The sequence below is a fragment of the Empedobacter sp. UBA7611 genome (genome assembly GCF_002484365.1).
Taxonomy (GTDB): Bacteria; Bacteroidota; Bacteroidia; order Flavobacteriales; family Weeksellaceae; genus Empedobacter; species Empedobacter falsenii_B.
Genome location: NZ_DLJR01000055.1, coordinates 25153 through 46214, shown reverse-complemented (window position 1 = coordinate 46214; position 21062 = coordinate 25153). Strand labels below are relative to the sequence as shown.

Sequence of the window (21062 nt, the reverse complement as noted above, 5' to 3'; positions counted from 1 at the left end):
TGTTTTTGAATAATCCAAATAGTTAAAATGAAAAAAATTAAATAAAATTTAATGTTAGGACTTAACTCTTTTCATTTCAAAGAAATAATTTTTTAGATTTTAAAAAGAAATATTCGTCTTTTTCTTTTTTTCTTCAATTTTAACGCCTTTAAATAGGTAAATAATCCCAATAAATGAGATCGAAATGGTGATGATAGAGAAAATAAATGCAGCACTTGTAGCTAAAGTTTCATCAAAATTGAATCGATGTGCAGCATACATAAACACTGCTTCTCTTATTCCAAATCCACTAAATGAGATAATCGATAAAATTCCTGATACTAAAAAGATCAATAAATATATACTGAAATTGTCTGGATGAATATTCAATCCTTCCAAAACAAAATACAACATACCAACTTGTATCAATTGTAATACAATCGAATAAATCATCGAGTTGTAAAAAGTTCTTTTATGAATAGGGAAAATGATTCCTAAAATAAATGGAACAGCTACAAAACCAACCAATGAAAAGATTAAAGAACCATATTGTATCCAAGGGTAATCTGTCAAATTTGAGAAAAATATTAGAAAAATGATGATTAACAACATTGCGCAAAGTCCAATAATTTTGTCAAGAAAAACCGCCTGCGAAATTTCTTTTAGACTGATTTTATAGTTTTTATTCAACACATAAACTTTGTATGCATCGCCACCAATTCCACCTGGAACAAAGGTATTGTAAAACATTCCTAAAAAATACAAACGTGCATTTGATTTATATGATAAATCAAGATTGATGTCCCGAAAATAATAGTCTAAACGAAAAACAGACAATGCTTGCGAAAGTACATAAAGGATAACAGCAATAAAAATATACGCCCAATTCGCATTTTTGTAATGACTGAAAATATCAAAAATATGTAGTTTAACAAAGAAGATATAATAGATTAACGCAATACTAATCGTTAATTTAATTCCTGTTATAATATATTTTTTAGTTTTTGGATTCAATTGAAATCTTTTGATAATTAACGCACAAATTTAGAGAATCTTCTAGTAACCATTCAAAAAATTATTTATCTACCAATATTTGTCTGATATTACGTAGTTTTGCGTTTAAATTAATCGAATCATGCAATCAAAAGTTATTGTAATTACAGGTTCTTCTTCGGGGGTAGGATTGACTTTGGCAAATTATTTTCACGATAAAGGACATCAAGTTTATGGTTTATCAAGAACAGCTAAAGGTCAAGAAAAATTTAAACATATTGCGACAGATGTTTCGGATAAAGAAAATGTAAAACGTAGTTTTCAGCAGATTTTTTCGGAAACAAATAACCAAATTGATGTGTTGATTAACAATGCCGGAATTGGAATGTTAGGCGCTGTGGAAGATGCTTCGAAAGCTGATATCGAGAAATTATTGGACGTTAATGTATACGGACCAATTTATACAATGCAAGAGGTTTTGCCTACAATGCGTGCGCAAAAAAACGGTTATATCCTAAATGTTTCGTCGATTGCGAGTAACAATGGTTTACCGTTTAGAGGTTATTATTCAGCTTCGAAAGCGATGATTGATCGTTTGGTTGAATCGGCTCGTTTGGAAAATCGTCACACAGGAGTAGAAATTGCTACGTTGAATTTTGGAGATATCAAAACCAATATTGCAGAAGGTCGTGTGAAAACTTTTGTGTCAAAATTTTATCAAAAAAGATATGATGCAATGGTTGCTGATATCGATCACGAAGTGCAAGATGGTACGCCAACAGAAGATTTGATTCCGATTATTGAAAATATTTTGGCTCAGAAGAATTTGAAACCACATTATTATATTGGAAAATCGATGCAGAAATTTTCGGTAATCTTGAAAAATATTTTACCTCAAAAAATGTTCGAAAATATTATTGCAAAATATTCAAAATTAGATTAATAGATGGAAAAGGTTATTTGGCATTATAAATCTTTTGACGATTTAACATCGAAAGAGCTATATAAAATAGTGCAATTGCGTAACGAAGTTTTTGTGATTGAACAAAATTGTATTTACCAAGATTGCGATGATAAGGATTTGGTTTGTGGACATCTTTGGGCAACGATTGGCGATGAGGTTGCAGCGTATTCTCGAATTGTTCCGAAAGGAACTTCATACGAAAACGAAGCTTCAATTGGTCGTGTAATTTCGAATCAAAAGTTTCGTCGTTATGGATTAGGGAAACAATTGATGAAAAATTCGGTTCAAATAATTGAAAATCAATTTAAAACGTCTTCAATCCGAATTTCTGCTCAATCTTATTTGAAAGAATTTTATTCTTCGTTTGGCTTCGAGCAAGTTTCGGAAGAATATTTAGAAGACGATATTCCGCATATCGAAATGTTGAGAAAATGAAATTTCTAAAATACTTTTTCATAACGCTATTTTCAGCTTTCATTGCATTGGTTTTGGTTGATGTTTATTATTCGAATCAACTCAAAAAGATGGCTTTGTTTAGCGGAGAAGTGCAAGAATGGAATCAAATAAGAGAAGGAAAAACGAATGTTGAATTGGCTATTTTTGGTTCTTCGAGAGCGTTTATTCAAATTAATCCGAATATTTTAGAACAAGATTTAAAACTGACAACGCATAATTTTGGATTAAACGGAAGTAAATTCAAAATGCAATTGTATCGTTTCAATTTGTATTTGAATCATAATCCAAAACCGAAAGTTGTTGTTTGGAATTTAGATACTTTTTCGTTTTCACACATTGATGAAGTTTTTCAACCAAATCAATATACGCCATTTATGTTATGGAATTTTAAACTTTATGGTGCATTAAAAGAATATAAAGACACGAAATTGGTTGATTTTATTGTACCGCTTTATCGTTACAGAGATCAAACGTATTGGAAAGATCAAATTGTAAGGGCTAAGAAAGAAAAATTGCATAAAGACGGACTTTTTCGTGATGATGGTTTCAAATCATATAACCGAAAATGGAATGTTGATTGGGAAAAAATGAAAAAGAAAAACTCTGATTTTGACTTCTCAGATTATACTTTATTAGAAGAATTAATTGCAAAATGTGAGCAAGAAAATATTCAGCTTATTTTTACAATTGCACCCGAATTTTACAAAGGTCAAGATTATATGTTGAATCGAGAAGAAGTGATTAATCGTTATCAAACAACATTACAAAAGCATCATCTTCCGTTATTAGATTATTCGACTGATTCGATTAGTTTTGATCAAAAATATTTCTACAACACAACGCACATGAATTACGAAGGTGCGGATGCTTTTACAAAAGAATTAGCAAAAGATTTGAAAAAATATATAAAATAAAAAATCTCGTAAACCAAATGGTTTACGAGATTTTTAGTTATTGTTGAAGTAATGTTTAATCTAAATTACTTCAACTTCTTTTTCTTTTTTCTGTGTTAAATAAACGCCTGATAAAATCATTCCGAATCCAAATAAATGGATCCATGAGATTTTTTCTCCAACTAAAAATCCCCAAAAAACAGAAACTACAGGCATTAAATAAGTCACCATTGAGGCAAACATCGAACCTGTAGATTGTATCAATCTGTAAAACAATATCATAGCTAAAGCTGTTCCTAAGAGCCCTAAAATAGCAACAAAGCTTAAACTTTTTAATTGTTGTTCTGTTCCTTCGAATACATCAAAAAATCCTGAAATAATTAAAATTAGTACTGAAGGTAATAACCAAATTGTAAACAAAGCTGATGATAATTGAAATGAAGGTACGTCGTTTAAATAGCGTGTTAAGATTAAACTATTCATTCCATAAAGCGCGGTTGCTAATACAATTAATAAGCAATGTAAAAGGCTATTTTCGCCAGAAAAACCATCGCCACCAATTAATAAAACAGCTCCAATAAATCCGATTATTGCTCCCAAAACTTGATTTTTAGTTCCTTTGATATTGAAAAATAAAGCGCCAAAAAGTAAAATAAATAATGGAACTAAAGAGTCTAAAATGCCAGCCATTGAACTCGAAACGTGTGTTTGTGCCATTGGAAATAAAAACATTGGAATGAAATTTCCGCAGAAACCAGCCAATGCAACGTATTTTAATTTGTTTTTCGGAATTTTAAATAGACTTGGAATTCCCCAAATTGCCAAAATTCCTCCAGCAATTGTTAGTCGTAATGCTCCAACTTGATATGGCGTGTATGCGACCAATCCTTGCTTGATGAGAATAAACGAGCTTCCCCAAGTTAGCGCTAAAACGCCTAGGATGATCCAATGTTTTAGTTCGATTTTCATTTTTCTAAGTTTGCGCAAAGATGCACATTTCAGATGATTTTATTGAGCTGTTATTTACAAAAACAATCTGTTGTATGGTCATTTACCATTCCAGTCGCCTGCATATGTGCATAAATAGTGGTTGAACCAAAGAATTTGAAGCCACGTTTTTTTAAATCTTTTGCAATTTGATCTGAAATTTCGGTTGTTGCAGGAACTTCTTTTATAGAATTCCAATTATTTATAATCGGTTTGTAATCAACGTATTTCCATATAAAATCGGAAAAGGAGCCAAATTCTTTTTGAATTTCTATAAACAATTTTGCATTATTAATTGCTGCCGAAATTTTTCCTCGATGACGAATAATACCTTCATTTTGGACTAATTCATCAATTTTAGCTTCATCAAATTTGGCTACTTTCTCTACATTAAAATCAGCAAAAGCTTTTCTAAAATTTTCTCTCTTTTTCAGAATTGTGAACCAACTTAATCCTGCTTGAAAAGATTCGAGAATCAAAAATTCGAATAAAATTTTATCATCTTTTACAGGTTTTCCCCATTCGTTATCGTGATAATCGATATAATCTTGGTCTTTGTTTACCCAAGCGCAACGTGTTTTTTTCATGGTTTTTTATTGTAAATTCTAAATATTTTTATAAGCCTCTTCAACCGAATAAACGGGTAATTGACACGTATAATTTTCGCAAATATGAATGGAAGTTTTATTTTTGATGAATCGGTTTTGAGTGATTTCTAAATTCTCGGTTTTTGAAGCAACAAAAATTGCATTTGGGACATAACATTGTTGAATTTGTTTCGAGAATTTTAATGCATTTTCGCCAATGATTACAATTTCTTTGAATGGATAAGCGAAATTTAGATACAACTGAATCCAATTTGCAAAACCAGTTGGATAATCGTGAATTTTTTCTTCGATATTGGTTAACATTTGTTTTGCTTGTTCAATGTATTTTTCTTGATTGAGAATCTTCCCTAATTTGAACAAATTATTTGCCATGACCGAATTTGAAGATGAAATAACATTGTCATAAATTTCAAATGTTTCATTAACCAAAGGCGTGTCGTAATGTGATTTATACGCAAACATTTTATTATTGTGATTATAAAATTGATTAAAAACTTCTTCTGTTAAGGTTTGAGTAGTTTCTAAATAATGCATCTCCGAAGTGACTTCATAAAGCTTAATTAACGCTTCAATCATTAAGGCATAATCATCCAAAAATCCGGGAATTGTAGTTTGGTTGTCTTTATAATTTCTGAACAAAATTTCACCATTCCATTGATTTTCTAAAATAAAATTGGTTGCATTTTTTGCTAAATCAAGATATTCATCATTTTCAAAAGTGATAAATGCATCACACAAACTTTTTATGGTTAAAGCATTCCAAGAAGTTAAAACTTTTTCGTCGCGATGAGGTTTTATGCGCTGTTCACGAATTGGATTAAGAATTTTTTTCCATTGAGAAATTTTGGTTTGAAGTTCTGTTGTTTTAATGTTCTGCTTCGTAGCAAAATCTTCGTCATCTGTCAATCGCATTAAAATATTATTACCATGTTCCCATTCTCCAAATTCATTAACATTGTAATATTGCTGAAATAAGTCAAAATCATTTTTCAAAATTGTTTTCAATTCATCCGATTTCCAAACATAATATTTTCCTTCTTCACCTTCAGAATCAGCATCAATAGCAGCATAAAAAACACTTTCAGGCGAAAGCATTTCATCTTTCAACCAATTAATTGTTTCTTCTACAACTGTTTTATATTCTTCTTCTCCAAAAACTTTATATGCATTTGAATAAAGCGAAAGTAATTGCCCATTATCGTAAAGCATTTTTTCGAAATGAGGAACTTTCCAATATGGATCAACTGAATAGCGCGAAAAACCACCTTTTAGTTGGTCGTAAATTCCACCAAAAGCCATTCTATCCAATGTTATTTTTGTTTGAATCAAACAATTTTCATTTTTTGTTTGTGTACCATATCGCAAAATGGTTTCCCAGGCATTTGGTAACATAAACTTTGGTGCACGATTAAAACCTCCCCATTCATCATCAAATTGTTGTTGCCAAAATTCAAATGTTTCATCAATTTTAGAAGTCGAAAATGTTTTTTCAGATTTTAATTCGATCGTTTCCATTTTATTCAGGCCATCAGCAATAGAGTTGACATATTCCATTGTTTTTGGTTGATTGTGATGATATAAATGGTTGATATTTTCTAATAATTCAATCCATTGAACTTTCGGGAAATAAGTTCCGCCATAAAAAGGGCGACCATCAGGTAAAGCAAAAACATTGAGTGGCCAACCGCCAGATTGATGAATTAATTGTGAGACATTCATATACAAAGCGTCTAAATCAGGACGTTCTTCACGATCAATTTTAATACAAACAAAATTCTCATTCATCACTTTTGCAACTTCATCGTCTTCAAAAGACTGATGTTCCATCACATGACACCAGTGACAAGCAGAATATCCAATTGAAATAAGCAAAGGTTTGTTGACTTTTTTTGCATGATTCAAAACTTCGTCACTCCAACTTTGCCACCAAACAGGATTGTTTTGGTGTTGTTTCAAATACGGACTTGTCGCTGATTTTAGATTATTTTGTTGAAAATTCATGATTCTTGTTTAGAAATTTAAAGTTCGTACAATTTTTGTGGATGAAAAATTATATTTTCGATAAAAATTAAAACACATGAACATTTACGAATACATTTCTATTGGCGCATATATGGCTCTGATGATTGGAATCGGGATTTATTCCTACCGAAAATCAACAAGTAATTCCGAAGATTTTTTGATTGGAGGAAGGAAAATGGGAGCGGCTGTAACGGCGCTTTCTGCTGGTGCTGCTGATATGAGTGGTTGGTTGTTAATGGGCGTTCCAGGAGCAATGTATTTTACAGGTTTGTCGAGTGCTTGGATTGCAATTGGATTGACAACAGGATGTTTTTTGAACTATATTTTTGTCGCACCGCGATTACGAATCTATACAGAAATCGCTCAAAATTCGATTACACTACCCGTATTTTTTGAAAATCGTTTCAAAGATAAATCTCGTTTATTGCGAATTGTATCTTCAATATTAATCTTAGTCTTTTTTACATTATATACATCTGCTGGAATGGTTTCTGGAGGGAAATTGTTTGAATCTGCTTTTGGATTAGATTATATGACAGGACTTTGGATGACAAGTTTTGTAGTTGTATTGTATACTTTTTTAGGAGGTTTTTTAGCTGTAAGTTTAACTGATTTCGTACAAGGAACTATCATGGTTTTGGCTTTGGTTATTGTTCCGATTGTAGCGATTTCTGAAATTGGCGGAGTTGGAGAAACTTTTTCATTGATTAATGATAAAGGTGATAAGTATTTAGATTTATTCAAAGGGACAACAACAATTAGTATTTTATCGTTGATGGCATGGGGATTAGGATATTGTGGACAACCACATATTTTAGTACGTTTTATGGCAATTGGTAATCCGAAAGATTTAGCAAAAGCAAGAAACATTGGGATTACTTGGATGATCTTTACAGTGGGTGGAGCTCTTTTAGTTGGATTAGTTGGGATTGCTTATTTGATGAAATTTGATCAAACAACTATGCTGAAATTTGATGGTTCTAAAACAGAAGCAGAAACGATATTCATTTATTTTTCTCGTGTTTTATTTCATCCATTAGTTGGAGGATTTTTATTATCAGCAATTTTAGCTGCAGTAATGAGTACAATTTCTTCACAATTATTAGTAACATCAAGTTCGTTAACAGAAGATATTTACAAGGCATTTTTGAACAAAAAAGCCTCTCCGAAACAATTGTTAACAGCAAGTCGTTTATCGGTTTTAATTGTAGCAGTTATAGCAGTATTATTGTCCTTAACACCTAAAGATTCTATTTTAAACTTAGTTGGAAATGCTTGGGCAGGATTTGGATCTGCATTTGGACCAGTGATTGTTTTCTCACTTTTCTGGAAAAAAACCTCTTGGCAAGGTGCATTGGCTGGAATGTTAACAGGAGGAATTGTTGTTTTAGCTTGGGTTTATGCAAATCATGATTACAAAGATTGGTATGAAATGATTCCAGGATTTATTTCTTCAGTTATTGCAATTTATGTAGTTTCATTATTGACTCAAAAACCGAATCAAGAGATTGATAAAGAATTTGATGAAATGAAAGCTGTTTTGAAAGAGAATTAATTAATCCAAATAATAATATAAAAAAAAGGTAGGCATTTGTCTACCTTTTTTATTGCTGAAAATTCTGAATTTATTATTCAAAAGTTAAATCTCAAAACTTCAACAATTGTTGATAAGTTTCACTTATAGAGAATAAGGTCAAAAGAGAGATTTGTTTGTATATTTGTAAAGTTTGATTAAAAAATTAGTCAAAATTAAATCAATTTATACGAAAAGATGAACGATATTATTCAATTACTGCCAGATCATGTAGCCAATCAAATTGCCGCAGGAGAAGTTGTACAACGACCAGCTTCTGTCATAAAAGAATTGATTGAAAATGCTGTGGATTCAGGCGCGACTTCTATTCAGGTGATTGTAAAAGATGCTGGAAGAAGTTTGATTCAAGTGATTGATAATGGTTCGGGAATGAGTGTGACAGATGTCCGAATGGCTTTTGAACGTCATGCGACTTCAAAAATCAGAAAGACAGAGGATATTTATAATATTCATACAAAAGGTTTTCGTGGAGAGGCTTTGGCATCGATTGCTGCTGTTGCGCAAGTAGAAACGAAAACGCGTCGAGAAGATGATGAGGTTGGTTCGCAATTGGTGATTGAAGGTGGAGAAGTTCGCAATCAAGATCCTGTTGTTTGTCCAGTTGGAACGTCTATTTCGGTCAAAAATCTTTTCTATAATGTGCCTGCTCGTCGTAATTTCTTAAAATCTAATCAGGTTGAATTTCGTCATATTCAAGATGAGTTTCAACGTGTTTCGATGGCGCACGAAAACATTAGTTTCTTTTTACATCACAATGATGCAGAGGTTTATCATTTGAAAGCCGGAAATCTGAAACAACGTATTGCTCAAATTTTCGGAAAAAAATTAAGTTCACAAATTATATCCGTTGAAGAAGATACAGAAATTGTAAAAGTGAAAGGTTTTGTGGGGAAACCAGATGCTGCAAAAAAATCGCGTGGCGAACAATTTTTCTTTGTGAATAATCGCTTTATTCGTAGTGGATATTTGCATAATGCAATCGTAGATGCTTTTGAGAGTTTGTTGCCAACGGGGTATAGTCCTTCTTATTTTTTGTATTTAGAAATTGATCCGTCAAAAATTGATATTAACATTCATCCAACTAAAACAGAAATTAAATTTGAGGATGAAGCATTGATTTTTACTATTCTTAGAGCTGCTGTAAAACACGCTTTGGGACAATTTAATGTAATTCCTTCGTTGGATTTTGAACAAGATCCAAACTGGGCATTTATTCCATCTGCGACGGAAGATACAGAAATTAAAATGCCAGAAATTACGGTTGATTCTAGTTTTAACCCTTTCGAGCATCAACAAACAAGAGCGCCGAAACCGTCTGATATTCGTGCGAATATGGATTTTTATAAAGATGCTGTTGAGTTAGAAATCGAAAATAATCATGCGCATCAATTATTTGAATCTGAAGATTTTCATGATAGTTTTGAAGTAATTCAATGGATGAATCAATATTTGGTTGTTGAATATCGTGGCGAATTGTTAATCATCGATCAACATCGCGCGCATCAAAAAATATTATTCGAAAAATTTATACATTCAAATAATGGAAGTGCTTTGGTACAACAAATGCTTTTCCCGATTGAGTTGGAACTTTCGCCAAATGATCGTCAGAAATTAATCAATGTAGAGCATCAATTGTTGAGTTTTGGTTTTGATATTTCGTTGGATGAAGAAGCAATACAGATTAATGCGATTCCTGTTGATGTGCAACAAGAGGATGTAGTGTCTGTTTTTATGGATTTTATCGAGGAATTAGAATACCAAGAATCAATTGAATTAGAAAATACGTTTGCAAAAATTTTAGCAAAAAATGCGGCTGTTAAAAAAGGAGTTTCATTAAAATCTGAACAAATGCAAACTTTGGTTGAAGAATTGTTAAGACTACCAAATCCGAATTATACGCCATACGGACGCCCAATTTTTGTGCAGATGAATACGGCTGATATCAAAAAAACATTACAATAAACGAATGAGACAATCTATACCACCGATTACAAAGAATTTACTTATTATAAACGGTTTGTTCTTTCTAGCGACTTTTGTTTTTAGCACAAAAGGAATCGATTTGAGAGTGATTTTAGGTGCTTTTTATCCAGAATCTCCCAACTTCAAATTTTGGCAAATTTTGACGCATATGTTTATGCATGCCGATTTTTCACATATTTTGTTTAACATGTTTGCATTGTGGATGTTTGGTTCTGTGGTTGAACAAACTTTTGGACCAAAAAAATTCTTGACGCTTTATTTGTTAGCTGGTTTAGGAGGTTTTATATTGTTTAATGCAGTTAATTACTTTCAAATAGAGCAGTTAAAAGATGCTGTTCAAACGCAAGGAATAGGTTTTAGTCAAATTTATGAAGCTGCAAAATTAAATATGCAAGGTGGATATCATACGAATTCAATTATTCAAAATAACCAAGCTGCGTCAGAACTTTTGACAAATTATGTAACACCAATGGTTGGTGCTTCTGGTGCTATTTATGGTTTGTTATTGGCTTTCGCGGTTTTATATCCAGACGAAAAATTAATGTTAATCTTTTTCCCAGTTCCTGTAAAAGCAAAATATTTTATTCCAATTATGGTATTAATTGAGTTTTATATGGGATATCAAAACATTGGAAATGTAGCTCACTTTGCACATTTAGGAGGTGGATTGATTGGCTTCTTGTTAACAAGACATTGGAAAAAGAATTTATATAGATGGAATTAAAAAATGGCAAATAATATCTTAGACGATTTAAAATTAAAATATTCATCAGGAAATAGTGCAACGAAGTTAATTTACGTTAACGTTGTGGTGTTTTTTACATTGTTAATTGTTGATTTTGTTCTTCGAACGGTAGCAAATTCTACGATTACAACAACTGGTTTGTTTGCGTTGTCATCTTTCAATGATTTGATTGTAAGACCTTGGCAAATCCTAACATATTCTTGGTTACATGGCAATCTTTTTCATTTGATAATGAATATGGTTTTGTTGTATTTCGTTGGTCAAATGTTTTTGCAACAATTTCAGAACCGAAATTTAGTTACATTCTATATTTTTGGAGGAATAGCTGGTGGAATTTTCTTTTTATTGTTTCAGAATGTTTTCAATTATTCACATTTATTAGTTGGTGCTTCGGCAGCGGTTTATGCGGTGTTTTTTGCAATGATTTCGTACAATCCGAAAATGCCCGTTCGTTTGTTGTTGATTCCAACTTCATTTCCATTGTTGTATGTTGGTTATGTATTTATTGCATTCGATGTGTATAATATTATTGCCAATCAAAATGCCGGTGGTAGTATTTCGCATTTGGGAGGTGCTATTTTTGGTTATCTTTATATGAAACAATTTGAGAGAGGAAATGATTTTTTAGGTAACTTTATTTTCAAAATAGAGGAGTTATTTAAGAAAAAAGAGAAATCAACTTTCAAAACATATAAAAATACTTCTTCAACTTCTTCGCGATCAAATGTTCCGAAAGATGATTACGATTTTAATCATCAAAAAGTTGAAAAACAAAAGAAAATTGATGTAATTTTAGATAAGATTTCTCGTTCAGGTTACGAGAGTTTGTCCAAAGAAGAAAAAGACTTTCTGTTTAGAGAAGGTAGGTAAAATGAGTATAATCAGTAAGTTTAAACTAAATTATTTCAATCGTTTAGTACTAACAATTAATATCGTTTTTTTGTTAGTGGCTTATTGTGTCTATTTAAATAAAATTTTTACGCCTACAGAAATTCCATATTTTAACTTTATTTCGATTGGTTTTCCAATATTATTTGCATTTGGAGCAATGTTTTTACTGTATTGGTTACTGTTTAGCTGGCGACACTTTTTGTTAATTTTAGTTCTTTCAGCCGGATTATTTTACCCAATTTATCTTTCATATCCAATTGTACAATTCAATAAAGTTAAAGATAAAAAAGCTGATTTATCTGTATTGACATATAATGTACATGGTTTTAAAGAAGAAGGAACAAAAGAACTTTTGATTAAGAATAAGGCAGATATTATGCTGCTTCAAGAAGCGTATGAAGGTCAACAGAAAAGTCTAAAAAATAAAGAATTCAAAAATTACTATTCAGAATTTTATGGTTTATTGACAATTTATAGTAAATATCCTATTATTCAAACCAAAAAAATAACGCCTGATGATAATGATGAATTGAATGGTCTTGCCGCATATGCAGATATCGATTTAGGGAATGATACGATTCGTGTAATTAATGTTTATCTTGAACCAATGTACATTGATAAAGCGATGGTAAAAGAAATTATTCAATCCGATGATTCGAGAACTGCCGAAATTTCGAGTCGAAAAGTTGAGTTAAAATTGGTGCAAGGAATGCAAAAACATCAAAAACAGTTAGAAGCGATTATTCCATATATCACATCTTCACGTTATCCAGTTATTTTGGGAACGGATCTTAATTCGACTCCAGTTTCGTACGAATATGAGAAGTTAAAAAAATATCTTCACGATTCTTATATAGAAGTTGGAAAAGGAAATGCGACAACTTTTCATGGATTTAAATTTCCAATTAGAATTGATTATTTATTTCATTCTAAATTATTTAAACCTATTGAGGCACATGTTATTCGAAAAAAATTCTCGGATCATTATCCAGTAGCTGTAAAATATAAAATTTCAGAATAAATTTTTTCTATATTTATTCAATAATCAATCAAAATGAACCAGAAAGAAAGCTTTATTCAAGAGATACAAAGTCGTTATTCTTTTAAAAACGATAAAATAATTTTAGGCAAAGCCAAATTAGATGGCGAAATTGTAGAAGAAGTTGAAATTTCAGTAGCATTAAAAACAATGAATCGTCACGGATTGATTGGTGGAGCAACTGGAACAGGGAAAACAAAATCTTTGCAGATTATCGCCGAGCAACTTTCTCTGAAAGGTGTTCCAACTTTGTTGATGGATATCAAAGGAGACTTATCTGGAATTGGAGCTGCTGCAAATTCGGAAGATAAAAATGCGCAAGAAAGAATGGAGGCGCTTAATTTACCTTTTGATCCGCAAGCTTCTCCTGTCGAGTTTTTGTCTATTTCTGATGAACCAGGTGCAAAACTTCGTGCAACTGTAAGTGATTTTGGTCCAATTTTATTCAGTAAAATTTTGGAACTGAATGAAACACAAGAAAGTATTATTTCAATTATATTCAAATATTGTCAAGATCGTAATTTACCTTTGATTGATTTGGAGGATATTCGACGTGTTTTGCAATATGTGACAGATTCTGATGAAGGAAAATCTGAATTAAATTCGAATTATGGAACAATTGCGCCAGCTTCTTTGGGAGCTATTTTGCGCAAAATTGTTGCATTAGAACAGCAAGGTGCAACAAAGTTTTTTGGAGAACCAAGTTTTGATGTTCAGGATTTATTGAAAACGAAAGACGGAAAAGGAATTGTAAATATTATTCGTTTGATTGATATTCAAAATCAACCTAATTTATTTTCAACTTTTATGTTGAGTTTATTGAATAAAATTTATTCTCAATTCCCTGAATCTGGAGATTCTGATAAACCGAAATTGGTGATTTTTATTGATGAAGCACATTTGATTTTTAAGGAAGCTACGAAAGCTTTGTTGAATCAAATTGAAACAATGGTAAAATTAATTCGATCAAAAGGTGTGGGATTATATTTTGTAACGCAAGTTCCTGGAGATGTTCCTGATGCAGTTTTGAGTCAATTAGGTCTTAAAGTTCAACATGCGTTAAGAGGTTTTACTGCGAAAGATCGTAAAGAAATAACAAAAGCAATTGAGAATTATCCGACAACTACCTATTATAAAGCAAGTGAAGTAATCACTCAATTAGGGATTGGAGAGGCTTTTGTGACTGCTTTAGACGAAAAAGGTATTCCAACTCCTTTGGCTTATACATATATGCGAGCGCCAAATTCGAGAATGGATATCTTGACTTCAAATGAAATCGATACGATTACCTCAAACTCAGATTTAGTGACAAAATATGCGACAGATATTGATCGTGAATCTGCAAATGAAATTTTATCACAAAAATTAGAACAACAAAAAAATATAGAGAAACCTGTTCCAAAAGCAACTTCAACAAGAAGTATTCCTAAAGAAAAAAATTGGACAGATAATCCTGTTGTGCGTGATGTAAGTCGTACTGCAACTCGAAAATTGATGGATTTTGGAATGAAAATGTTAACTAATTTTTTAAAAGGAAAAAAATAAGCACGTGTACGCGATTTTAGATATAGAAGCGACTGGCGGAAAAGTGGGGGAAGAGTCAATCATAGAGATTGCGGTGTATAAATATGATGGAAAAGAAATTGTCGATCAGTTTATATCATTAGTTAATCCCGAAAAAAAGATTGATCAATATGTACAAAGGTTAACGCATATTTCAGATAAAATGGTGTTGACAGCGCCTAAATTTCACGAAGTAGCAAAACGTATTGTTGAGATTACAGATGATTGTATTTTAGTTGGACATAATGTAATGTTTGATTATAGAATGCTAAAACAAGAGTTCGATCGTTTGGGATATAATTACGAAAAAGAATGGATTGATACTTTCGAATATAGCGAAAAATTGATTCCAGGATTACCTTCATATTCTTTAGGAAAATTATGCGAATCGCTTGGAATTGTAGTGACAGATAGACACAGGGCTTCTGGAGATGCAAGAGCGACAATTTCTTTGTTTAAATTATTGTTAGATAAAGATTCGGAAAAAATAATCACGAAGAAAACAGGTTTAAAACAACCTAAAAAAGCACATTCTAAGTATCAGAAACTGCTTGAAGGTTTACCTAATTCTATCGGGGTTTATTATTTATACAATAGCCGAAAACAACTTATTTATATTTGTCGAAGCAATAATATTGCACGATCTATTAATCAAATTTTTACATCAAAAACTTTAAAAGCTAATAAGCTGAAACGTTATACACGTTCTATAAAATTCGAAGAAACTGGAAGTGGTTTTCTTGCTGCAATTAAAGAAAATAACGAGGTCTTGAATAATCAACCAATGTATAACGTAAAGTTAGTTGAGAATAAAGTTTATCCTTTTGGATTGTATTATTTGGAGTCTAAACGTGGTTATTCGAGATTAGAAATAGGGAAAGTTAGAAAGACACAACCTGTTTTGAAATTTAAAACTAAGGAACGTGCAAAAGAGGTTTTAGAAAAAATCGTTCACGATTATAATCTTTGTCAACAAGTAAATGCTGGAATTAAATCTGATGAATCTTGTTTCCAATATAAAGTAAATAAATGCAATGGAGCTTGTGTAAAAGAGGAATCTAAAGAAGTTTACAATGAACGAATTCAAAGTTTTATTAAAACAACTGAATATCCTTCCGAAACTTTTTTGATTATTGATAAAGGACGAAAAGGAATTGAAAAATCATTTTATTTAGTTGAGAATGGAGAATTTAAAGGATATGGTTATTACGAATATCATCATCAAATAAAAACGTTAGAAAAGATTCATAATATCTTAATTCCGATTAAAGAAACGGAAGAAATAAAAAATATGCTCAAATACTTTTTGTATAAAGTTTCTTCTAATTCTAATCAAATCATTATTATTGAATAATTATTTCGAATTATATTCTTTAAAAGAAGAAAATATATAATAATAAAAAAGCTCAGTTATTTAACTGAGCTTTTTTATTTGTATGATTAAATTTAGACTATTTAATTTCTTTGAAAATTACACGTCTGTTCTCTAAGTTTTTCCAAGCAGGACAGTTTGTAACAGGATTACACTCTTGCCATTTTAAATCAGATTTACCTTTTCCTACAGAAGATAATTTTGTTGTGTCAACACCTTTGTCAGCTAAGTAACGAACAACAGAAGCGGCACGTCTTTCAGATAATTTTTGGTTATAATCAACACCACCAGCAGCGTCTGTATGACCTTCTACTATGAATTTGAAATCTGGATTTGCTAATAATACCTCAGAAGCATGATTTAATTTTTCGTAAGATTGTTCTCTAATACGATCAGAGTTATAATCGAACTCAATTCCTTCTAAATATGCATTGATAGTTGTTGCAACCTCTTCATCAGAAATTCTAATTACTTTTTCAGGACAACCACCATTTGTAGGAGGTCCAGGAATTGTAGGACATTTATCTTCACTATCTGGAATACCATCTCCGTCAGAATCTAAAGAACATCCTGATCCGTCTACACGAATACCTTCTGGAGTACCAAGACATTTATCCCATTGGTCACAAACACCATCACGGTCTTCATCAATACATTCGAATGGGGTTTGTTCTACAGGAGCTTTGTATGCTAATGGAGAAACCCATTGTAATGCATCTTTATGTTTTCCTATTTTATAATGTAACCCTAAAGAGAATGTAATCATGTTATCATCGCGTCCTTCTTCTACATCAGCAGCAGTCCAATATCCTATTTCAGGTTTTCCTGAAGCATCAAATTCTTCGTCACCAGACATTACATACATTCCACGTAATTCAATATCTAATTTGTCACTTAATTTATAGCGTAAACCAGCTCCTACTTGAGAATAAACAGATTTGTCAGCTAATTTTTGATCTGTAACTAATCCATAATCATTTCCAGAACCATAGAAGTGTTGTCTGTAAGCTTTATATCCTAAAATACCAAAACCTCCATATAAGTGCATAGCCCATTTGAATTCCGTTTTATTGTCAACTCTTCTTAATAAATTAGAAGCATTAATATCAGCTAAAATAGAGATTCCATGATATTCTGTTTTTCCATGTGCTTTTCCCGTGAAGGCATTTCCCCAAGGAGTATTATCATATATAGTACCTTTTTGTCTTGTTTTACCTAATTGATATTGTAAACTCAAGCCAAAAGCATGCGTAATTTGTTTGTTTACTTGAAATTGAAAATCGTATCCAGGAGTGAAGTATCCTCCGCCCATCCATGAAACTAAGTCACTATTATGCAAAGCGTTTGCTCCTGCGAAAACAGAAAGCGACCAATCGTTAAATTCCTTTTTACTGTTGTTGAATGGTTTTTCATCGTACTTGGTTTGTGCACTAGCACATACCACAGCACCTAAGATTAATAAAGATAAAAGTTTTTTCATAGGTTAGAATTATTTTTATAACTAATATAGAACATATCTTAAATATAATTTCACAAAACTAATGAATTAATAGTTAATATCTTAATAAAAATATAAACTTTTGATAAAATCTCTAGAATAATTTTGAGGATGAGGAATTTTCAAATAATTGCAATTAACTAAAACTTTATTATAGAATAATATATCAATATCTATTAAACGATCAACGTAACTCTCATTTTCTTTGGGTTTAAAATAGATTCTTCCCATTTTTTGTTCAATATTTTTAATTTTTTTCAAAACCTCAAATGGAGAATAACTTGTATTAATTTCTATTTTCTGATTTAAGAATAAATGATCCGTTGTAAATCCTTCAGCCTTATTTTCAAGAATATTAGATTCTTTTTTTATATTACCTACCTCTTTGTTTATAAGGTTTTTAGCTATTTCTAAATTATTTTTTTTGTCACCTAAGTTTGTACCAAGTAACAAAATGACTATATTTTGCGACATATAGAGCAAAAGTAATAATAAATTAAAAATGAAAAACTTTTTCGGGAGAGTATTCTCAACAATCATAGGAAATCTATTAACGATTAGTGTATTTGTAATACTTCTTATCGTTTTGATATTTGTTTCAGCATTATCTGCTCCAACAAAAAGTGTGAAAGATGGTTCTGTTTTAGAAATTTCGTTAGAAGATCCAATTATGGAAAGTGATATGGATCGTTCCGTTTCTATTTTTGATATGTCAGAAAGTTCAAATGTTTTTTTACAAGATATTATTCATTCAATTGAAGAAGCGAAGAATGATGATAAAATAAAAGGAATTAGTCTGAAATTGGATAAATTTTCTGGTGGAGCTACGCAAGCGACTGATATTCGTAATGCGTTAGAAGATTTTAAAAAATCTGGAAAATTTGTGTATTCATATTCTAATTCAGGAAGTCAGTTGTCATATTATATAAGTAGTGTATCTGATAAAATTTATCAAAATCCTTTGGGTGGAACTTTATTACAAGGTTTGAGTTCTAATATTATGTTCTTCAAAAATGCAGGAGATAAATATGGTGTAGATTTTCAGGTGATTCGTCACGGACAATTTAAGAGTGCTGTAGAGCCTTATATGAGAACAAATATGTCTGATGAGAATCGTTTGCAATTATCGGAATTATTGAATGATGTTTGGGGTAATGTTTCAACTTCGATTACAAAATCACGTAAAATTTCTCCTGAACAATTCACTACAGTAACAGATAGTTTGTATGCTTTCATTCCAGAAACAGGAAAAGAAAACAAGATTTATGATGTATTGGCTCAAGAAAATGAATATCAAAAAATGTTATTCACAAAACTTGGTTTGAAAGAAGAAAAATCAAAAACTGATTTTGAAGTTCTTGATAAACATACTATAAAAGTGGAAGATTATTTTGAGACCTTATCAAATAAATCTGAAAAAGATAAAATTGCAGTTTTGTATGCTTCAGGAACAATTACTGAAGGAAATGGTTTTGATGGTATTCAATCAAAAACTTATGTAGATGCGATTCGCAAAATCAGTCAAAATGATAAAATCAAAGCTTTAGTTTTACGTGTAAATTCTCCTGGAGGTAGCGCAAATGCTTCAGAAGAAATTTTATATGAATTGATGCAATTGAAAACGAAAATGCCAATTGTTGTGTCTTTTGGAGATGTTGCGGCGTCTGGAGGATATTATATTGCGCAAGCTTCTGACAAAATTTATGCGCAACCAAATACAATTACTGGTTCGATTGGAGTTTTCGGAATGATCCCAAATGCGCAAAAATTATTCAATAATTTCGGATTAGATTTTGACGAAGTAAAAACAAATGCAAACGCAGATCAGTTGAAAGATGTAATGACGCCAATGTCTGCAACGGCAAAAAATACAATGCAAAAATCGATTGTTTTGATTTATGGAAAATTCGTAAATCACGTTGCAACAAATAGAAAATTAACATACGAGCAAGTTGATAAAATAGGAGAAGGACGTGTTTGGTCTGGAACTCGTGCAAAACAAATTGGTTTGGTAGATGATTTTGGAAGTTTAGATACAGCGATAAAAGAAGCTGCTAAATTGGCTAAAATCGAAAAATATTCGACAGAGAATTACCCAAAACGAAAAGATTCTTTCGAAGAATTTATGGATAATCTTCAAGGAAAAAATACCGAAGCAGCAATTGCAAAAGAATTAGGGTCGGACGGAATCCGAATTTATAAAGAAATAAAGATGATGAATGAACAAAAAGGTATTCAAGTTAGGCTACCTTACGATATTCAAATTCAATAAAAATCATAAAAAAGGGTTAAAATATTTTTAACCCTTTTTTATTGTTAAAATCTTACTATTTTAGTAAAAATATTTAGATGATTAAAAAATTAAATTCTCTTTTATAATCATCTAAATTTATTATACTTTTGTACATTCATTTTTAATAATACTGAGACATAATCAACGATGGGATTATTTGATTTTTTCACGCAAGAAATTGCGATTGACCTGGGGACTGCTAACACTTTAATTATTCATAATAATAAAGTTGTAGTAGATAGTCCATCTATCGTCGCTATACATAGAAGAACAAATAAAGTTATTGCTGTTGGAGAACAAGCAAAACACATGCAAGGTAAAACGCATGATGATATAAAAACAATTCGTCCTTTAAAAGACGGAGTAATTGCAGATTTTGAAGCTTCAGAATTCATGTTGACAGAGTTCATCAAGAAAATTCCTGGAATTCAAGGGAAGTTATTTTCACCTTCATTACGAATGGTGATTTGTATTCCTTCTGGAATTACAGAAGTTGAGAAACGTGCTGTAAAAGATTCTTGTGCACGCGTTAATGCAAAAGATGTTCGTCTTATTTACGAACCAATGGCTGCTGCGATAGGTGTTGGAATTGATATCACTCAACCTAAAGGTAACATGATTATTGATATAGGTGGTGGTACTACAGAAATTGCCGTTGTTGCATTAGGTGGTATTGTTTGTGACAAATCTGTGAAAATTGCAGGTGATGTTTTTACAAATGATATTGCATATTACTTAAGAACCCATCATAATTTATATATCGGAGAAAGAACTGCTGAACGTGTTAAAATTGAAGTTGGAGCTGCTGTAGAAGAACTAGAGCATGCACCAGAGGATATGCCAGTACAAGGACGTGATTTGATTACAGGAAAACCAAAAGAAATTACTGTAAATTACCGCGAAATTGCACGCGCATTGGACAAATCAATTTTACGCATCGAAGATGGTGTAATGGAAACGTTATCTCAAACTCCTCCAGAATTAGCTGCAGATATTTACAACACTGGTATCTATATGGCTGGTGGTGGAGCTATGTTGAGAGGTTTAGATCAACGTATTTCTAAAAAAACAGGTTTACCAGTTTTCTTGGCTGATGATCCTTTACGTGCTGTTGTTCGTGGAACAGGTATTGCACTTAAAAATATTGATAAATTCACTTTCTTAATGAAATAGAAGAGTAAA

The 21062-nt window shown here is 31.4% G+C and carries 18 protein-coding genes; 12 read left to right on the top strand and 6 right to left on the bottom strand.

Features of this window, described 5'->3' with window-relative positions; translation table 11 throughout:
• Positions 1–99: 99 nt before the first annotated feature.
• Positions 100–993 carry a lysylphosphatidylglycerol synthase transmembrane domain-containing protein gene (locus B3R94_RS09570; RefSeq protein WP_286494700.1) on the bottom strand — a complete coding sequence of 298 codons (894 nt, stop codon included), beginning with the start codon at positions 991–993 and terminating at the stop codon, positions 100–102.
• Positions 994–1114: 121 nt separating this feature from the next.
• On the opposite strand from B3R94_RS09570, the gene B3R94_RS09565 reads away from it, so the two are divergent.
• The 3 genes from B3R94_RS09565 to B3R94_RS09555 are packed head-to-tail and all read left to right on the top strand — an operon-like array spanning position 1115 to position 3306.
• On the top strand, positions 1115–1915 hold the full coding sequence (locus B3R94_RS09565; protein ID WP_291100374.1) for an SDR family NAD(P)-dependent oxidoreductase: 801 nt from the start codon (positions 1115–1117) through the stop codon (positions 1913–1915).
• 3 nt (positions 1916–1918) lie between these two features.
• Entirely contained in the window at positions 1919–2371 is a 453-nt protein-coding gene (locus tag B3R94_RS09560) for a GNAT family N-acetyltransferase (RefSeq protein WP_280051000.1), read from the top strand.
• A complete protein-coding gene (locus tag B3R94_RS09555; protein WP_291100369.1) occupies positions 2368–3306 on the top strand; it encodes a hypothetical protein in 939 nt (312 codons plus the stop codon). Before B3R94_RS09560 ends, B3R94_RS09555 begins: the two co-directional genes overlap by 4 nt.
• A gap of 60 nt (positions 3307–3366) precedes the next feature.
• Here B3R94_RS09555 and B3R94_RS09550 read toward each other — a convergent pair whose 3' ends face one another.
• From B3R94_RS09550 to B3R94_RS09540, 3 genes are read right to left on the bottom strand one after another with little or no spacing between them, the layout of a single operon-like run.
• Complete coding sequence (locus B3R94_RS09550; RefSeq protein ID WP_291100366.1) at positions 3367–4254, bottom strand: DMT family transporter; 888 nt, start codon at positions 4252–4254, stop codon at positions 3367–3369.
• A 50-nt stretch (positions 4255–4304) separates the two neighbouring features.
• Positions 4305–4859 carry a DNA-3-methyladenine glycosylase I gene (locus tag B3R94_RS09545; RefSeq protein WP_291100363.1) on the bottom strand — a complete coding sequence of 185 codons (555 nt, stop codon included), beginning with the start codon at positions 4857–4859 and terminating at the stop codon, positions 4305–4307.
• An 18-nt stretch (positions 4860–4877) separates the two neighbouring features.
• Positions 4878–6881, bottom strand: coding sequence for a thioredoxin domain-containing protein (locus B3R94_RS09540; protein ID WP_291100360.1), 2004 nt, complete (start codon positions 6879–6881; stop codon positions 4878–4880).
• A 76-nt stretch (positions 6882–6957) separates the two neighbouring features.
• Between B3R94_RS09540 and putP the strand changes: the two genes are divergently transcribed.
• The 7 genes from putP to B3R94_RS09505 all read left to right on the top strand — a co-directional run bounded on the left by putP (position 6958) and on the right by B3R94_RS09505 (position 16071).
• A complete protein-coding gene (gene putP, locus B3R94_RS09535; RefSeq protein ID WP_280049116.1) occupies positions 6958–8457 on the top strand; it encodes a sodium/proline symporter PutP in 1500 nt (499 codons plus the stop codon).
• 216 nt (positions 8458–8673) lie between these two features.
• Complete coding sequence (gene mutL / locus B3R94_RS09530; protein WP_038331948.1) at positions 8674–10458, top strand: DNA mismatch repair endonuclease MutL; 1785 nt, start codon at positions 8674–8676, stop codon at positions 10456–10458.
• A 4-nt stretch (positions 10459–10462) separates the two neighbouring features.
• Positions 10463–11203, top strand: a complete 741-nt coding sequence (locus B3R94_RS09525) for a rhomboid family intramembrane serine protease (protein WP_125348696.1) — start codon at positions 10463–10465, stop codon at positions 11201–11203.
• A 3-nt stretch (positions 11204–11206) separates the two neighbouring features.
• Positions 11207–12094 (top strand): rhomboid family intramembrane serine protease, encoded by an 888-nt coding sequence (locus tag B3R94_RS09520; RefSeq protein WP_291100354.1) that lies wholly within the window; start codon positions 11207–11209, stop codon positions 12092–12094.
• Position 12095: 1 nt separating this feature from the next.
• Positions 12096–13136, top strand: coding sequence for an endonuclease/exonuclease/phosphatase family protein (locus B3R94_RS09515; protein WP_052217546.1), 1041 nt, complete (start codon positions 12096–12098; stop codon positions 13134–13136).
• Positions 13137–13169: 33 nt separating this feature from the next.
• A complete protein-coding gene (locus B3R94_RS09510; RefSeq protein ID WP_125348700.1) occupies positions 13170–14699 on the top strand; it encodes a helicase HerA-like domain-containing protein in 1530 nt (509 codons plus the stop codon).
• Positions 14700–14703: 4 nt separating this feature from the next.
• Entirely contained in the window at positions 14704–16071 is a 1368-nt protein-coding gene (locus B3R94_RS09505; protein WP_280045288.1) for an exonuclease domain-containing protein, read from the top strand.
• Positions 16072–16168: 97 nt separating this feature from the next.
• Here B3R94_RS09505 and B3R94_RS09500 read toward each other — a convergent pair whose 3' ends face one another.
• Both B3R94_RS09500 and folK read right to left on the bottom strand, forming a co-directional pair.
• Positions 16169–17569, bottom strand: coding sequence for an OmpA family protein (locus B3R94_RS09500; RefSeq protein ID WP_291100350.1), 1401 nt, complete (start codon positions 17567–17569; stop codon positions 16169–16171).
• Positions 17570–17650: 81 nt separating this feature from the next.
• Entirely contained in the window at positions 17651–18040 is a 390-nt protein-coding gene (gene folK / locus B3R94_RS09495; protein WP_181816325.1) for a 2-amino-4-hydroxy-6-hydroxymethyldihydropteridine diphosphokinase, read from the bottom strand.
• Positions 18041–18089: 49 nt separating this feature from the next.
• On the opposite strand from folK, the gene sppA reads away from it, so the two are divergent.
• Together sppA and B3R94_RS09485 are read left to right on the top strand one after the other, a co-directional pair.
• Positions 18090–19859, top strand: coding sequence for a signal peptide peptidase SppA (gene sppA / locus B3R94_RS09490; RefSeq protein ID WP_291100346.1), 1770 nt, complete (start codon positions 18090–18092; stop codon positions 19857–19859).
• A 168-nt stretch (positions 19860–20027) separates the two neighbouring features.
• A complete protein-coding gene (locus tag B3R94_RS09485; protein WP_019975837.1) occupies positions 20028–21053 on the top strand; it encodes a rod shape-determining protein in 1026 nt (341 codons plus the stop codon).
• Positions 21054–21062 lie beyond the last annotated feature (9 nt).

What these genes read in the sequence shown, in the direction of transcription:
- B3R94_RS09565 (WP_291100374.1), top strand. Translation starts at nt 1,115, where the DNA reads ATGCAATCAAAAGTTATTGTAATTACAGGTTCTTCTTCGGGGGTAGGA.
- B3R94_RS09560 (WP_280051000.1), top strand. Translation starts at nt 1,919, where the DNA reads ATGGAAAAGGTTATTTGGCATTATAAATCTTTTGACGATTTAACATCG.
- B3R94_RS09555 (WP_291100369.1), top strand. Translation starts at nt 2,368, where the DNA reads ATGAAATTTCTAAAATACTTTTTCATAACGCTATTTTCAGCTTTCATT.
- B3R94_RS09550 (WP_291100366.1), bottom strand. Translation starts at nt 4,254, where the DNA reads ATGAAAATCGAACTAAAACATTGGATCATCCTAGGCGTTTTAGCGCTA.
- B3R94_RS09545 (WP_291100363.1), bottom strand. Translation starts at nt 4,859, where the DNA reads ATGAAAAAAACACGTTGCGCTTGGGTAAACAAAGACCAAGATTATATC.
- B3R94_RS09540 (WP_291100360.1), bottom strand. Translation starts at nt 6,881, where the DNA reads ATGAATTTTCAACAAAATAATCTAAAATCAGCGACAAGTCCGTATTTG.
- putP (WP_280049116.1), top strand. Translation starts at nt 6,958, where the DNA reads ATGAACATTTACGAATACATTTCTATTGGCGCATATATGGCTCTGATG.
- mutL (WP_038331948.1), top strand. Translation starts at nt 8,674, where the DNA reads ATGAACGATATTATTCAATTACTGCCAGATCATGTAGCCAATCAAATT.
- B3R94_RS09525 (WP_125348696.1), top strand. Translation starts at nt 10,463, where the DNA reads ATGAGACAATCTATACCACCGATTACAAAGAATTTACTTATTATAAAC.
- B3R94_RS09520 (WP_291100354.1), top strand. Translation starts at nt 11,207, where the DNA reads ATGGCAAATAATATCTTAGACGATTTAAAATTAAAATATTCATCAGGA.
- B3R94_RS09515 (WP_052217546.1), top strand. Translation starts at nt 12,096, where the DNA reads ATGAGTATAATCAGTAAGTTTAAACTAAATTATTTCAATCGTTTAGTA.
- B3R94_RS09510 (WP_125348700.1), top strand. Translation starts at nt 13,170, where the DNA reads ATGAACCAGAAAGAAAGCTTTATTCAAGAGATACAAAGTCGTTATTCT.
- B3R94_RS09500 (WP_291100350.1), bottom strand. Translation starts at nt 17,569, where the DNA reads ATGAAAAAACTTTTATCTTTATTAATCTTAGGTGCTGTGGTATGTGCT.
- sppA (WP_291100346.1), top strand. Translation starts at nt 18,090, where the DNA reads ATGAAAAACTTTTTCGGGAGAGTATTCTCAACAATCATAGGAAATCTA.
- B3R94_RS09485 (WP_019975837.1), top strand. Translation starts at nt 20,028, where the DNA reads ATGGGATTATTTGATTTTTTCACGCAAGAAATTGCGATTGACCTGGGG.